Raw genomic sequence first — 15,440 nt, forward strand, 5'->3', positions numbered from 1 at the left:
TTGGTAATAAAGTCGTACCTAAATGGAAAAGGCGAATAAAATCATGGCTGAACAGCGTTGCGACTGGTGTCTGGGCTCTGCTGAATACGTAACCTATCATGATCAAGAATGGGGCAAACCTGTCTTTGATGATCAAACCTTATTTGAGTTCATTGTACTGGAAAGTGCGCAAGCGGGTTTAAGCTGGATCACGATTTTGCGAAAACGTGAAGGCTATCGGCAAGCATTTCACGACTTCGATACTATTAAAGTGGCAGCCATGAATGCCGATGACATAGAAAATCTGGTACAAGACCCAAGCATTGTCAGACACCGAGGCAAAATCGCAGCGACCATTTCTAACGCTCAGTGCTTTTTAAAGATCGCCGCCGAATATGGTTCGTTTTCAGACTATTACTGGTCCTTTGTGAATCATCAGCCAATAATTAATCAGCCAACTAATCTAGCCGACGTCCCTGCAGTGACGCCATTAGCAGAGCAGATCTCAAAAGATATGAAAAAACGCGGTTTTAAGTTTTTCGGTCCGACGATTTGCTACGCTTTTATGCAGGCCACAGGCATGGTCGATGACCATTTAATAGACTGTATTGCGAAACCTTCACTGAAATAGGATATTCAATGACTCATACTGGCGCTATATTTTGGTTTACAGGTCTGAGTGGCTCAGGCAAAACGACGCTTGCCACGGCCATCGCTAACCTATTGCAGGCCCAAAACTATAAAGTGTATTTGCTGGATGGTGATGTGTTACGCACAGGACTATGCAGTGATTTGCAATTTAGCGATGACGACCGCACCGAAAATATACGTCGCGCCGGAGAAGTCGCCAAACTTTTCATGAAGGAAGGCTATCTAGTCCTGTGTACGTTTATCTCTCCCTTTATTTCTGATCGAGATATTATCAGAGCTAATTGCCCACTTGATAAATTTCACGAAATCTACGTCAGCACTCCAATCGAAGAATGCGAGCGCAGGGATCCGAAGGGCTTATATGCCAAAGCAAGGCAAGGTATCATTCCCAACTTTACAGGCATAGATTCCCCTTACGAAAGTGCTGTCAAACCAGACTTTGAAATAGACACGACACGTCTTTCCATTGATGAGGCCTCTTTAAAATTCATTAATCATTTCGAATTGATCATCGCAGATCGGGATAGCCATAACTTGAGAAAAGACTATGTTTAATAATAAAAGTATTTTAATCACTGGTGGTACTGGATCGTTCGGCAAAAAGTATGTTGAAACATTGCTCAAACGTTACCAACCAGCCCGTCTGATTATTTTCTCTCGCGATGAGTTGAAACAATACGAGATGGCGCAGGAATTCGATGCCCCCTGCATGCGTTATTTTATCGGTGATGTACGTGATAAAGACCGCCTGACACAAGCGATGCGTGACGTAGATTATGTCATTCACGCGGCGGCTTTAAAGCAAGTTCCGGCCGCGGAATACAACCCAATGGAATGCATCAAAACCAATATCCATGGGGCTGAAAATGTTATCTCTGCGGCCATTGCCAATGACGTTAAAAAAGTGATTGCGCTGTCTACAGATAAAGCCGCCGCCCCAATTAATTTATATGGTGCTACCAAACTTGCGTCAGATAAGTTATTCGTTGCTGCGAACAATACCGTTGGTAAAGGTCCAACGCGCTTTTCTGTGGTGCGCTACGGCAATGTTGTTGGGTCACGCGGCTCTGTTGTCCCCCTCTTTCAAAAGAAATTAGCAGAAGGCGCAACCACTATTCCGATTACCCACCCTGATATGACACGCTTCTGGATTACCTTACAAATGGGTGTGGACTTTGTTTTGAAAAACTTTGAACGCATGCATGGTGGCGAGATTTTTGTGCCGAAAATCCCATCGGTTCGCGTTATAGATTTAGCAGAAGCTTACGCTCCAGGCATTCCAACGGAAGACATTGGTATCCGTCCAGGTGAAAAACTACATGAAGTCATGTGCCCAACGGATGATTCGTATCACACGTTTGAATACCATGATCATTTTGTCATCGCTCCCAGTATCAAGTTTTACCGAGACGATTTGAAATACGACGAAAACCGTTTAGGAGAAAGCGCCACGTTGGTTGAAGCAGGATTCGAATACCAATCCGGCAGTAACCCAGACTTTTTGTCGGTTGAGCAAATTTTAGAGTTTGAACGTGGCTAACTTTATTCCGTATGGGCGGCAGTCTATTTCAGTGGCTGATGTCGAGGCAGTGTGCGAAGCCTTAACGTCAGATTTTTTGACCCAAGGGCCGATCGTTGGGCAATTTGAACAAGCCGTTGCTCAGCTAAGCGGTTGCCAATTTGGCGTGGCCGCCAACAGCGCCACGTCAGCCCTGCATGTAGCGTGTCTTGCTCTTGGTGTAGGCTCAGAAGACATCGTCTGGACCACGCCCAATACATTTATAGCGAGCGCTAACTGCGCTGTTTATTGTGGTGCAAAGGTCGATTTTGTGGATATTGATCCGCAAACTTATAATCTTTGTACGGTTCAACTTGCTGAAAAACTGATGCGAGCAAAAACCGAAAATCGCTTACCAAAAGTGGTTATCCCTGTTCATTTTGCCGGCCACCCTTGTGATATGCGTGCCATTTATGAGCTCTCTAAGCACTATGGTTTTTCGGTAATTGAAGACGCGTCCCATGCAATTGGAGCTAAATACAAAGGCACGCCTGTCGGCAATCGTTATTCAGACATCTGCATCTTTAGTTTTCATCCAGTAAAAGTAATGACCTCTGCTGAAGGCGGTATGGCCGTCACCAACAACGAAGCGCTTGCTGACCACATGCGACTGTTAATCAATCAAGGGATAACGAAAAATAAGCGCGACTTCGACACGCGCGCTCCCGGTGATTGGTATTATGAGCAGCAGACTCTAGGCTTTAATTACCGCATGACAGAACTGCAAGCGGCTTTGGGATTATCGCAACTCAATCGTTTAGACAGCTTTATTAAACGTCGAAGAGAGTTAGTACAACGCTACTATCAACTGTTAAGCGGTTTGCCTATTCAATTACCCGGTGAAGCGGACTACGCTTTTTCAAGCTGGCACTTGTTCCCCATCGTATTAAATGAAGCCTTAACGGAACAGCGTCCCGCTATTTTTCAGTACTTACGCGAGCATAATATTGGGACTCAAGTTCATTATATACCCGTGCATATCCAGCCGTTTTATAAGCAAATGGGCTTCTCTTGGGGGCAGTTTCCAGTTGCAGAAGAGTACTACGCACGCACATTGAGCTTGCCATTATTTCCTGAGCTAAGCGATACCGATCAAGAATACGTTGTGCAAACACTCAAAGATGCAATCGATAAGGCGTTTATCTTATGAGTTTAGGGAACATCGCAGTGATTCCAGCACGCGGAGGCTCCCAAAGAATTCCGCGTAAGAACATCAAACAACTTAACGGTAAGCCTCTGATAGCTTACTCGATCGAAGCTGCTTTAAAAACGAAGCTGTTTGATCACATCATTGTGTCAACCGACGATGCTGAAATTGCTCAGGTAGCGCAAGAATGGGGAGCAGAAACACCGTTTACACGGCCCGATGAACTCGCCGACCATTTCACTGGCACCACGCCTGTCATGCAACATGCTTTGCGGTCGCTCATGGATCAAGGCGCTCAAATAGATAAAGCATGTTTGATCTATGCAACGTGTCCGCTGCTAACTGCCGAGGATATTCATCAAGGCTATCTCGCTCTCGAGAAAACGCCTTTAAGCTTTTCCGCGACAACCTTTGATTTTCCCGTTCAAAGGGCTTTGTGCGTACGAGAAGGTAAACTGCAACCCATGTACCCCGAGTACATTGGTAAACGTTCTCAAGATTTAGAAGAAGCCATCCACGATGCTGGGCAATTCTACTGGGGTAAACTAGAACAATGGCTTACTAACCCAGCGATGTTTTCTGAGTTAGCGACCCCCATCATGCTGCCGCGACACCGTGTACAGGATTTGGATACCGAAGAAGATTGGCTGCGCTTGCAGCAGCTGGTGTCTACGGTTTAGGTTGATCGTAAGTTAATATTCATAGTGCTCATAAGACACGATCTTACTTCCTTCGCTACCGATATTACAGCGTACATGAATGAGCTTCTGCAGCGCAGCGCGAATCGCCTCATGGCTTTCTGGCGGTGCAAAAAACATCATAAAACCACCGCCACCAGCACCTAACAGCTTACCACCCCATGCCCCTGCATTGATGCCAGCCTGATAAATGTCATCGATGGCAGGCGTTGAAATACCGTCAGCTAGCTCTCGTTTCAAATGCCATGCTTGATCAAGCATAGCGCCGATTTGAGCAAACTCAGGAGCGCTCGACTGCAGCACCGTGCGCGCTTCTAAAGCCATTTGTTGTAGCGTATGTAGCTGCTGGCGTTTTTTACTGACATTTTCGATTTGTTTCACGGCAATGGTTTCCGCGATGCGGGTGAACCCCGTAAAAAACAACAAAATATGATCATTCAGTTGGGAATGGTTGCCGGGGCGCATAATCAATTTGTTGATATCTACTCGGCCATTTTGTTGAAACTCGATAAAATTAGTGCCGCCGTGCGCCGCCCAAATTTGATCTTGAGAACCAACCTTCTCCTTAATTACCTCTTGCTCAATACGAATAGCTTCCATACCTAAATAATGAGCACTAGAAATTTTTCCCTCTAAGCCACGTAGAGCATTTACTAATCCCACGGTAAAAGCAGAGCTTGAACCAAGCCCTGAGCGCGCCGGCAAATCACTAAAATGGTGCACCTCAACGCCGTAATCGATTGGATGCTCCGTCATCACTGCTCTAACCGCAGGATGATCGATTTCAGAGACATCACTGACGTTCTCAATTTTTGAGTAAACGATACGATGTTTGTGTTCAAAAAATGGCGGAAGCTTACGCACACTTAAATAGCAGTATTTATCAATGGTAGTGCCAAGCACTGCACCACCATTTTCTAGATACCAAGCGGGGTAGTCAGTGCCGCCACCAAACAAAGATACGCGAAAAGGCGTTCGAGTAATGATCATAAAGCATCCTTAAACAAAGTCTGGGCCGCTTGATAGCTCTTTGGTGTACCAAAGTCCAAAAACGATTGGCCCATGCATACACAGGTTAACGGCTGCGGCAAAGATGCCATGAGAAAATCTTTTTCTAGTGATGTGATCTGGCTGTTTCTTAAACTCGCTAAGTTGTCACCAGAGAAATAATACCAGCCTGCGTTAATTTCTCCTGGACCCGCTTGCGAGTCTTTTTCCAAAAACTCAACCAGCTGATCCGTAGAGTCTTTAAGTATTCGACCGTAGCGTCCGGCGTCGACTACGGAAGTGGTTAATATGGCAGAATAAGTATCCGCTTGCGCGATAAACTCAGCAACTGAAAAGTCTACAAAGGTATCACCATTGCACACTAGCACTGACTCTCGCTGCGCCAGCATAGGATGCTTCAGCGCCTCAACCAAAGCGCCACCTGTGCCCAGTTGTTGCTGTTCCACTTGCCATGAAAACGACATTTCAATTAAACATGACTCCAACCAATCTATCACTTGGTTAGCTTTGTAACCTAGGCAAAAATGCATTTCCTCAATGCCCTGTCGCTGCGCCCAAGTAATCAGATGATACAAGTAAGGGTATTGTCCTATAGGCGCGAGGATTTTAGGTTTGTCCGCCACCACAGAACGTAAACGAGTCCCTAAGCCGCCAGCTAAAACAATGAGTGGCGGAATTTTAACCGACGCTACCACTCAACTCTTCTCCACAGCAGGAATCGTCATAGCCGCATCATCTATTAGTTTACGTGACAAACGCGTACTCGCCATTTTTTCAATATGCTGGCGCGTGTCCTTGCCGAACTTTTGCTCAACAAACGCTAGATAGGGTTCATGATCAAAGTAACGATGAAAGGCATCATCTCGAAACGCCAGCACTTCTCTGGCAGAGATGTAATTGGTCGGCAGTGGTAAACAGTCATAGCTGTGCTGGGAAAAACCAGACCAAGTTTCAGGTAACTGCCATCCATGCTGTTTAGCTTGAACATAGAGTTGCGAGCCAGGATAAGCCATGGCTGAATAGAAGTTAATGAACTCGCACTGTAACTCTAGCGCAAGATCTAACGTGGCTTGCATAGCCGCTTGATCATCATCAGGAAGACCAAAGATAAAGTTCCCCATGACATTAATATCAGCATTTTGAATCGATTTAACAATCGATCGAATATCATCCTGTGAAAAAGACTTTTCGGCGCCGTCGCGCACCACTTCGCTCCCTGATTCAATACCCAACGCTAACCAACGAATACCGGCTTTGCGCAACAGCGGCAAAGTCTCATCTTTAACAGTATCTACTCGCGCATAAGCCCAAATATTAAGCTCATTGGCAAAAGGTAATGCGGCTAATCCTTCACATATCGCCACATAATGACGCTTTTTCAAGACAAACATTTCATCGATGATTTTAAAGGTTTTGACCCCATAGGTCTCATAGAGGTGGCGCACTTCGGCAACGACATTTTCAGGTGAGCGAGTACGATAACGATTGCTATCAAATGGTGCATTAATACAGCAAAACACACATTTATACGGGCAACCTAAGGTTGTATAAATCGACGCATATGGCCGCCTCGATTCAAGTTCACCAAAGCATTGCCAGTTGTGAGCACGGTACTTTTCCATTGGCAACAGATGCCAAACATTGCCATGCAAATCCGCATCAAGATCTTCGGAAATAGGCGCCTTTGGATTAAATACCACACCGCCGTCAGACCGTCTTACTAGCCCACGCACGGCTTCCAATTCACATTCGCCTTGCAATGCTTGCCACAACTCATGGCTGGTCAATGTGCCTTCGCCCTGACACACATAATCAGCTTGAGTCTTGTCTAGCGTTTCGCTGGGTAACGCAGATACGTGTCCACCCACCAATAATACCGGTGTATCAGGAGACACCAACTTGATTTCGTCAATAAGCGCTGATGCACCGACCATGGTCTGCGTCGAAGCCGAAGGCTGATGACCAAAGGCAACCACGATCACTAAACCAGGAGAACTAGAGACAATGCTCTGAGCGGCACGCTCAGCCCCTAGCCCCTCAGCTTCGGTATCTAAAATCGACAAGGGTACTTGACGATCCTGTAGATAGCCGGAGATCAAACGCACCCACAATGGCGGCTCAATAGCAGTTAACTCATTCCCTAAGGATTGATAGATTTGGTCTCTACCACCTGGGTTGACGACTAAAACACCACCTCGTTTCATATGCATATCACTCTCTATCGTAGTTGCGTCAAATAAAGCCTAGCAAGGATATCGGCTACCATTCGATATTCTTTACCAACATAAAAAAATATCTTTTCTAAATCAATTATATAGAATTAAACTCTCGACGATGCTACACACATAGGTCGGTTTTGAATTAACTTTCTAAAACCTCGTACGATAACACTATATCGCTGTTTAGTTTTAAGGATTTCGACATGCAACACCCCCGTGCTAATACCGTCATCAGTCTTCAACGCACCGGTTTTTCCCTCATGCTGTCGATTTTGAATGAAATATTGAGACGCAAACAGCCAATCCGCTCTGACTCTGATAACCAGCAACACCTTATTCAAGCTCTGCCTTTTTTGAGCCACCAAACCAACCTAAAATACAAACAGTTTTTTGCTCAAAGGAGCTTGGCGGATAGGCTTCTATTCAATGGCGAGTTTCAATTACTCGTTGGCGGCCCAAAATGGGTTGACCCTAAATATCCTGATGATATTTTTGTGCGCAAGTATTTCGGTGTAAAGGATTTAGGCGACTTTTTAATGGTGGTTCGCTACCCTAAAATATTGTTCGACTATTATCCTATTATGCACTCTACCAAAGGTCCTGCGGACTGGCTCGCAAGTTACGGTATCGACGGGTGCAACTGGCTCACCTCGTATCGTAATCCAATGGATGTATTCAATTCAGCTGCACACTCTATTAATGCTTTAACTAGTGAATATATTCAATGCCATTTAAAACACGAAGACGAAACTTCAATTCGTGCCGAGATCGGCTTGAGCAAGCTATCAGATCCCAAAGTATGTAAAGGGCTGTTGAAATATCAGATTGATTATTGGCGTGACTACTTCCCGATTGCTAAGCACTTTCAGTATTACCGTTGGGAAGATCTCATTCTAAACCCCGCTAGTACTATTCAAGAGTTAGCGAATATGGTCGGAGTCACGTTGACAGAAGAGGAAGCTATCTCAATTTGGAAGCCGCGAGACCATCGCAATCTACTCAACCACCACTCACACAACTTCCGTATCAACAAAGGCATTGTGAATGACTGGAAAAATAGCGTAATCCCAGAGCACATTGAGCTATTCAAAGAGCTTGGCGGTGAAGATATTTTCAAACAACTCGGTTATGACTGGCCTAAATTCGACCAGCCTCTAAATGAGTATCAACGCTTGATTCAGCAATACTGGCATTCGGACGCTCCCTATCTTATAGAAGACAAAAACTTAGCTGGATTCGCCTTTAATAAATCCAATATTGATGCCAGTGATTACAGCTTCGAGTCTTTTGCGGAGATGGGCCGCGTTAGTATTGAGCGGAGTGACTTAAAGGATCAAGCTCTTCTTATGCAGTTCCATGAATATGCAGCAGACATTAATGAGCAGCTTGTACAGGTTATCGAGCAACTTGCTACGGCTTCCTCTGATCATGCCTGTGAGTCCATTCTGCGCAAAGAATACGGCGAGCAATCTACCACTAATTTCCTTAGCGTCCTGAGACACTCACCGCACGAATTAGAAGCGAATATCGAAGATTACTTAAACGCACACCCAGATAGACCATTCACTATTTGGGGAATGGGTAGCGATTTTAATCGCTGGATCAAACATTCAGACAAAGCAAAGTCTCTTATCGCTCGACACAACCTTTCTTTGGCAGACCGTGCTCGGGCAGGGGAAAGCCTATATGGAAAAGCAATCTTGTCTCCCGATGAAGCACTGTCACTCACTGAGAGTGCTGTGCTGCCTTTCGTATTTGGCTATGAGACCCGCCATGCCATTTTGCAACAATGCCAACGTTTTAACGTGCCATTTATTGATTTACATACTTGCCTTAAGGATCGCTCATGATTTACCTAGTATACGGACAACACTACCGCGATAAACGCATTCCCGAATGCTACTTTTTACTTCAGCACACCTTATTGCACGCTGGCGTTAGTGCCGCTCTCTCATCAGACATGGTTATGGGCGCCAAAAATATCATGGTCGAGGGGTTTACCGATGAAAACATCGAGACTTTGACACCTCTACTACAAGATACAAACACTGAGTTATATCTTATTGCCACTGAGTTTCTGACGGGGGACTCTTTTAATCAGTTTGAGCGCGACGAAAACAATAAAAGTCATTACGAAATCCCAGAATATTGGCAGAATCGTTATGATAACTTTTGCCGCGTTATTGAGTTCTGCTCCGGGATCATGCACCTCTCAGAACAGCAAGTCGGCGTGTATCAAGCTCAGTTTCCCGATATACCTGTTGCCTACTTGCCGCACAGCTATATTCCATCCATGGCTATGCCGTTTCCTTGCCCACCAGAAAAAGATATTGATGTCGTTTTTACTGGTGTACTCACGCGTTACCGATTAGAAATACTGGAACAGCTTGAAGCAGCTGGGCTGGTAGTCGAAAAATGCACGACCACGACACCCGCCTACATTCGAGAAGACTTAACACGGCGAGCCAAAGTCGCCTTAAATCTTAAGCAAAAGGCCAGCTGGTTGCATCCGTCGAATTCACGTATGCATTTTCATCTACTGAATCAATCTTGTATGGTTACTGAGGAAACTCCAATCAAGTGTGATTTATCATCCCTTATCATCGAGACTCCGCTACAAGACTTACTCACAACAGTACAAGAGTTAATTCAATCTGAGCGTTATATTACTATCGCTCAAGAACAACACACTGCTTTTAAACAGCAATGCCACGTAGATCAGAACGCCGGGGCTGTTCTAGCGTTCTTTAATTTCGCTTAAATAGGATGACATCATGACTAAAGATTTTTGTGTTACAGCAAACGGACCCGCTGCCACTCGTTGGTTTAGCTTCGTTTTAGCAAGCCACTCGGAGGTTTATGTCACCCACGGTAGCTATCCATTAGACTCCGTTATCGAGGGCTCATACGACGATGAAAAAGCCATGTTACAAGCTCCGATTAATTCTGACGCTGTCACCCGTGGGCGCTTAGCGGAGCGTTTTATTAAAACCACTCCATTAGATGAGCTTTACGATGAATTTCGTACACGCTTCCCGAACTATACAACTTATGGCTGCGTTCATAGTTTTGTGCTGCACGAACTTTTTAATAAGCCAGAGCTTTACAACTTGAACCTCACGTTACGCAACTTAATTCGCAACCCGATCAACTATATTGCCTCACATACTAAGCTAGTGGTCGACGCTCAATCCTTTTCCGAGGAATTACACGAGCACTACTCACGTTTTTATGAAAAACAGTTTTTAACTGACTACCCGCAGTTTTTGCAACATTTCCCGGAGTTTGATACAGATAATATTGAACTGATCGGGCATGTATTAAGCTGCTATACCATCAAACGCCAGCAAGCGGATTTAAATCAATTTGATGGCAAGGTAGACAATATCTTGATGGAAAAACTGGTCAGCGATGTTGACTACCTCCAAGATGCTTGCGAAAAAGTGACTGGGCTGTCTTACTCCGTCGAGCAACTTACCCCTTTCATTACCGGTGGTGCGTTAAACTCCCATCGCAAGAAAGGACCTTCCTCTGCCCAAACAACTTATGCCTCCTGGAGCCCACTACAAAAATCCATCTTCAATTACCTACTGGATGAAAAGGATTTGATGATCTATCAAGCCAATGGCTACGATCTTAGCTTTGTGGAACGAGAACCATGCAACGCATAAAACTCGTCTATGGTAATCATTGGAACTTTGGCATCAATGTAGGCGATACTTTCCTATTAATTAAGCAAGCCCTAGAAAGTCAAGGCTTGCTTGCGGATATTGAAAAAGAGCCCAGTCCCGATCATATGAACATCGTCATGGAGAACTTCAACGATGAATACGTTGAAAAAATGCGGCAGATCTCTGAACAAGGTGGCCGTTTTATCCTAATCGGCACCGAGTTTCTCACAGGTAACACCTTTAATAACTTTAAGTTTGAAGGAGATACCTCCTATTACTTTGACAACGATTACTGGGCCAACCGATATCGGTGCTTTCTGGCGGCGACTGAGTTTGCTCAAGCAGTTTGGCATTTTAGTGACATTGCGGTAGATGATTTTTCCGCCCAGTTAGCACTTCCCGTGCTCTACTTTCCTCATCACTACGTGCCAGGATTCAAGCAAGTTCAACACCGTTCTGACGAAGAGAAAGACATCGATTTTCTGTTCACGGGTGCCAAAACAGACTACCGCTTAGAGCTGCTTGAACAGCTATCTGGTAAAGGCTATAAGGTTGAAGTCGTACATGCCTTAACCGCGCCGTTTCATCGCAATGACTTGATTGCTCGCACAAAAATTGCTTTAAATCTAAAGCAATTTCAGCAGTGGCCCTACCCTTCTCAGTCTCGTTTCTTCTATCATATCATCAACAACTCCCTGATGATTACGGAACCGACTGAAGTCATCGCTGACATTCAAGAATATGTTCTTACTGGGACAGGTGACTTTATCCAGTACTGTGAAAACGAGTTGGCAAAAGGTCATTTTAACGCACGCGCGCAGGCCAATAGCACCCGCTTTGCAGCAGAGCGACCGATGAAAAACAGCATAGCAACGATTCTAACAGCGAGCGGCTTATGTTAAACCAACCTATTGTGCTATCCGGTCAGCCACGCTCCGGCTATGCCCTGACCAACAATATCATTCACAAAATCAAACTCTGTGCTGGACAGTTAAACGATGATAGTCAACGCCAAACAGCGCAGGCTATCACTCGCGACCCCTCCCTTCATCTGGTGGATGTGTACCGTAGTGCCTTGCTATCTACCGGATATGATCTAAACCAAGTAATCATCAATGGAGAGTTCCATAGTTTGTTTGGTGGGCCAAAATGGTTTGATGAAGACGGGCATTACTATGTGCGCAAATACATCGGTGTGGTCGGCAAAGGAGATTTACTGATCAACCACCGTATTCCATCGTTGATTGCACACTATTACGATACCCTGCACTCCCATGAATACCCACAAATCATGTTGTCTCTGGCCCCCGATGCCCATCATATTGCCTCCATTCGAAATCCACTGGATATGATGAACTCTGCCAATCACTCCATCAATGCCCTGAGCAGTGAATATATACAGCGCAACCCGAGTCTTGGCCAAGAAACGACCATTCGTGATCAAATTGCTCTATCCAAGTTTTCGGACCTACGCCTATGTGATGGCCTGATTCAACATCAAAAACGTTACTGGTCGGAATTTCTCTCAGTACAAGACCAGTTTTATCAAGTCATATGGGAGGACTTGATTCGATTTCCACTGGAAACCATACAGAAGCTGTGTGACGCCTTAGACATTCCTCTTAATCAAACTCAAATCCGTGCTATTTGGCATTCAATGGATCATAAGAACACCTTGCTGTACCACTTACATAACTTTCGGGAAAACAAGGGTATTGTGGGTGATTGGCAAAATAATCTGGTCAACGAGCATATCGACTTGTTCAAAGCAGCAGGATTCGATGAGACTCTAGCGGCACTTGGGTACCCACAACTGACCTATTTTAAGGAAAGTGAGTATAACGATCGACAGCAAGCCATTGCTGCCAATCTTCGTGCGGGCATGATTCCTAGTATTGAGGATGACACCCTAGCAACCTTTGCTTTTAATAAGTCGAATATTGATACCAGCCAGTACGACTTTTATAGAGGTAAATGGCAGGGAAATACCTGTATTGAGAGAGCCACCTTCACTGACTCGGCATTGTTTGAGCAGCTGGTATCACAGAGCGAGGAACGCATTGAGCTTGCCTACAAAAAATGTGCTCAGACTGACACATGGCAAACCGGCTTTTCCCAGAATTTTATCGAACAGCTACAATGCACCATTCACTCTGGTAAGCCAGTGGCACTTTGGGGCATTTCCTACGATTTTGAAAGACTTATCGATCAACTGCCGTCCGGTATGTTAGCCGCAGAGAATGTCGCCCTATTCGATCAACTGGAAGCAGGGTTGATGATTGGCAGCAAATCCATAGAGTCATCCAACAAGTTGCCACAGTTTGAAGGCCAGGTATTTGCTGTACCGACCCAACCGGGGGCAAAGGCGAGTATGCTGCGTTTTGCAGAACGCCAGCATTTTGATCATCGTTTGACTCTCAATTAATATTCTTTTGGACCAAAATATTATGACAACTACCGACATCGATACCCGAGCCCGTTTCAGCGTTGTCAGTTATGGCTATTCAGCAAGCCGCTGGATGGCGTTTACTCTGGCTAGCCAGCCGGAGGTGTTTGTCGCTCACGGTACCTACGCTTTAGACTCCATTATGGAAGGCGATGCCGAGGCAGAGCGCAATCAAGGGAAAGCCGGAGATCGACTCGACTCGCTGACTCGTGGCCGAACGGATTTGCAACTAAAAAACTACACCCTGACCGAACTCTATCGCCTGTACCAGCAGGATTATCCGCAAAAAAAGGCCTACGGTAACGTCCATACGTTTGTGCCGCGTGAGCTTTTCTATAAACCAGACTTTGATCACATGGCTCCCAAGGTTTTTCATTTAGTCAGAGAGCCATTTGCTTTTATCACTAGCCACACCAGTGGAGTGAAACAAGCGGAGGCCGTACCCGAGCTAAAAGCTCATTATCAACGTTTTTTTGACCTGTTTTGTGAGCGTTTCCCACATATTCGTGAATGCAATTGGTTTGATCCAATTTCACTCGAGCAAAAAGCGTTTCTAGTGAGCTGTTACACCTTGTTCAATCTTGCGCAAGATATCCGCCGCTATGGCAAGCAAATGACGACGGTAAGAATGGAAGAACTGACCAGCGACTCTAGGGCTCTAGCAGATGCATGTGAACGGATAACTGGCTTAAACTATGATCAAACGGCACTCGAAGCGTTTATCCATGCGGGCGCTCTGAATCTGCATCGTAAGCAGCGAGACACCGAACTTTGCGCTTACGATACATGGCAGACTTGGCAGCAAGAGGCTTTTCGGTGGGTACTAAGCCAAGAGCTTTATAACTATCTTGGTGATCTAGGATACCCTCTACCTGACTTAAAGTTTCGTTACTTGGTGTTTGACTAAGCGACGATACCCCTCAGCTATACGCGAGAATTTGAATAAGTTAATCTCTCGTATGTAGCTGAGACTTATTAAACAATATAATAGCTAATACCTACATCCAGTGATTTATGAATGTGCTCGAATTTATATTTTTTTCCATCTATTTTACCGTTTGATAAATCGTCTACTAAACCTGCTACCTCCCTTTCACCTTCAAAATCACAGATTGTATCGTGAAAGATTACCATACCACCTTTTCTAACTAGATGATGGTACATACGCCAGTCTGATTCAACAATATTTCGAGAGTGGTGACCATCGATAAAAATAGCATCGCACTGAACAACATTACGACATAAGTCTAAATAAACATCATGATCCGTAGAGGCACCTATATAAAAAAAGCTGTTTCCCTTTTCCCCATTTTGCTGTTCTTCAATATGACGATCCACTACATGAGATCTCATCTCAACGGTATGAACTTCTGAAAATAGTTGTTTCAAAATTCTGTGCGTGCCACCGACTTCGCCAAAACCAATCTCAACAATTTTTTTGTCAAGCTTTAACTCCAAAATTCGCTCAACTAGACCTAAAATTTCATCCCTAACTTGTTGAATAGGGTTTGTACTTGATTGATTAGAGTGATATGCAATACGTTCTTCTCGTGTTGAATTTGGGTCTACATAACCACCTTTTGCCCATGGGTGATTATACACCCACTCGTCTAAATCTTGTGCGATAGTTTCGATATCTTGTGCCATAAATCTAACCCCTATTAAATATTTTTTATTGCAATACTATTATCGTCACCTAGCATAGCTTTTATTTTTTCTTGGTAGTTTTTTACAAGCCAAACCTGCCAATCATCCCTTTCAGAAAAAATCTCCCATAATTCATCTTCAGTGGAATGATTTTTATATTGTTTAGCTGCTAAATACTCAGTAAATAGCAAACCACTAATTCTATCTTCCTCAGACCAATGGTTCACATAATCAATCCATTTAGCCTGATCCTCAGATTCCAAAGGTATTACTGGATACTTTTTTTCGGCTTTAATTGAAAACTTCGCACAAGCTTTTTCAATATTTTCATATTCACTATCAATAACATACCAAAATGACCGCTCGACTTTAAGCGTTCCATCAATTTCCGAAGGACAAATATTTTCGTTCATAGC

16 protein-coding genes are annotated in these 15,440 nt (G+C 44.5%); 11 read left to right on the forward strand and 5 right to left on the reverse strand.

Going from position 1 to position 15,440, the window contains the following annotated elements; all coding sequences use genetic code 11:
- The first annotated feature begins 43 nt into the window (after positions 1 to 43).
- The 5 genes from AYW75_RS12440 to pseF are packed head-to-tail and all read left to right on the forward strand — an operon-like array spanning position 44 to position 4,015.
- Positions 44 to 610, forward strand: coding sequence for a DNA-3-methyladenine glycosylase I (locus AYW75_RS12440; protein ID WP_067099897.1), 567 nt, complete (start codon positions 44 to 46; stop codon positions 608 to 610).
- 8 nt (positions 611 to 618) lie between these two features.
- On the forward strand, positions 619 to 1,185 hold the full coding sequence (cysC, locus tag AYW75_RS12445; protein WP_067099899.1) for an adenylyl-sulfate kinase: 567 nt from the start codon (positions 619 to 621) through the stop codon (positions 1,183 to 1,185).
- Complete coding sequence (gene pseB, locus AYW75_RS12450) at positions 1,178 to 2,170, forward strand: UDP-N-acetylglucosamine 4,6-dehydratase (inverting) (protein WP_067031037.1); 993 nt, start codon at positions 1,178 to 1,180, stop codon at positions 2,168 to 2,170. Before cysC ends, pseB begins: the two co-directional genes overlap by 8 nt.
- Positions 2,163 to 3,338 carry a UDP-4-amino-4,6-dideoxy-N-acetyl-beta-L-altrosamine transaminase gene (pseC, locus tag AYW75_RS12455; RefSeq protein WP_331709527.1) on the forward strand — a complete coding sequence of 392 codons (1,176 nt, stop codon included), beginning with the start codon at positions 2,163 to 2,165 and terminating at the stop codon, positions 3,336 to 3,338. The genes pseB and pseC overlap by 8 nt, the downstream gene beginning before the upstream one ends.
- A complete protein-coding gene (gene pseF / locus AYW75_RS12460; protein ID WP_067099901.1) occupies positions 3,335 to 4,015 on the forward strand; it encodes a pseudaminic acid cytidylyltransferase in 681 nt (226 codons plus the stop codon). Before pseC ends, pseF begins: the two co-directional genes overlap by 4 nt.
- Before the next feature lie 12 nt (positions 4,016 to 4,027).
- On the opposite strand, the gene AYW75_RS12465 is transcribed toward pseF, so the two are convergent.
- From AYW75_RS12465 to AYW75_RS12475, 3 genes are read right to left on the reverse strand one after another with little or no spacing between them, the layout of a single operon-like run.
- The gene (locus tag AYW75_RS12465; protein ID WP_067099903.1) at positions 4,028 to 5,023 is read right to left on the reverse strand and encodes a GHMP family kinase ATP-binding protein; all 996 of its coding nucleotides are present in this window, start codon (positions 5,021 to 5,023) and stop codon (positions 4,028 to 4,030) included.
- Entirely contained in the window at positions 5,020 to 5,736 is a 717-nt protein-coding gene (locus AYW75_RS12470; RefSeq protein WP_067099905.1) for a sugar phosphate nucleotidyltransferase, read from the reverse strand. Before AYW75_RS12470 ends, AYW75_RS12465 begins: the two co-directional genes overlap by 4 nt.
- On the reverse strand, positions 5,737 to 7,251 hold the full coding sequence (locus tag AYW75_RS12475; protein WP_197478951.1) for a B12-binding domain-containing radical SAM protein: 1,515 nt from the start codon (positions 7,249 to 7,251) through the stop codon (positions 5,737 to 5,739).
- Between the two features lie 212 nt (positions 7,252 to 7,463).
- Between AYW75_RS12475 and AYW75_RS12480 the strand changes: the two genes are divergently transcribed.
- The 6 genes from AYW75_RS12480 to AYW75_RS12505 are packed head-to-tail and all read left to right on the forward strand — an operon-like array spanning position 7,464 to position 14,284.
- On the forward strand, positions 7,464 to 9,110 hold the full coding sequence (locus tag AYW75_RS12480) for a sulfotransferase domain-containing protein (RefSeq protein WP_067099906.1): 1,647 nt from the start codon (positions 7,464 to 7,466) through the stop codon (positions 9,108 to 9,110).
- The gene (locus tag AYW75_RS12485) at positions 9,107 to 10,021 is read left to right on the forward strand and encodes a CgeB family protein (RefSeq protein ID WP_067099908.1); all 915 of its coding nucleotides are present in this window, start codon (positions 9,107 to 9,109) and stop codon (positions 10,019 to 10,021) included. The genes AYW75_RS12480 and AYW75_RS12485 overlap by 4 nt, the downstream gene beginning before the upstream one ends.
- Positions 10,022 to 10,034: 13 nt before the next feature.
- Positions 10,035 to 10,931, forward strand: coding sequence for a hypothetical protein (locus AYW75_RS12490; RefSeq protein ID WP_067099909.1), 897 nt, complete (start codon positions 10,035 to 10,037; stop codon positions 10,929 to 10,931).
- A complete protein-coding gene (locus AYW75_RS12495; RefSeq protein WP_067099911.1) occupies positions 10,919 to 11,833 on the forward strand; it encodes a hypothetical protein in 915 nt (304 codons plus the stop codon). The genes AYW75_RS12490 and AYW75_RS12495 overlap by 13 nt, the downstream gene beginning before the upstream one ends.
- Positions 11,827 to 13,356 carry a sulfotransferase domain-containing protein gene (locus AYW75_RS12500; RefSeq protein ID WP_067099913.1) on the forward strand — a complete coding sequence of 510 codons (1,530 nt, stop codon included), beginning with the start codon at positions 11,827 to 11,829 and terminating at the stop codon, positions 13,354 to 13,356. The genes AYW75_RS12495 and AYW75_RS12500 overlap by 7 nt, the downstream gene beginning before the upstream one ends.
- A gap of 22 nt (positions 13,357 to 13,378) precedes the next feature.
- Positions 13,379 to 14,284, forward strand: coding sequence for a hypothetical protein (locus AYW75_RS12505; protein WP_067099915.1), 906 nt, complete (start codon positions 13,379 to 13,381; stop codon positions 14,282 to 14,284).
- A gap of 68 nt (positions 14,285 to 14,352) precedes the next feature.
- Here AYW75_RS12505 and AYW75_RS12510 read toward each other — a convergent pair whose 3' ends face one another.
- Together AYW75_RS12510 and AYW75_RS12515 are read right to left on the reverse strand one after the other, a co-directional pair.
- Positions 14,353 to 15,024, reverse strand: a complete 672-nt coding sequence (locus AYW75_RS12510; protein WP_067099917.1) for a class I SAM-dependent methyltransferase — start codon at positions 15,022 to 15,024, stop codon at positions 14,353 to 14,355.
- Between the two features lie 14 nt (positions 15,025 to 15,038).
- A complete protein-coding gene (locus AYW75_RS12515) occupies positions 15,039 to 15,437 on the reverse strand; it encodes a hypothetical protein (protein ID WP_067099918.1) in 399 nt (132 codons plus the stop codon).
- Between the last annotated feature and the right edge of the window lie 3 nt (positions 15,438 to 15,440).

The organism is Marinomonas atlantica (assembly GCF_001639725.1).
Classification (GTDB): domain Bacteria; phylum Pseudomonadota; class Gammaproteobacteria; order Pseudomonadales; family Marinomonadaceae; genus Marinomonas; species Marinomonas atlantica.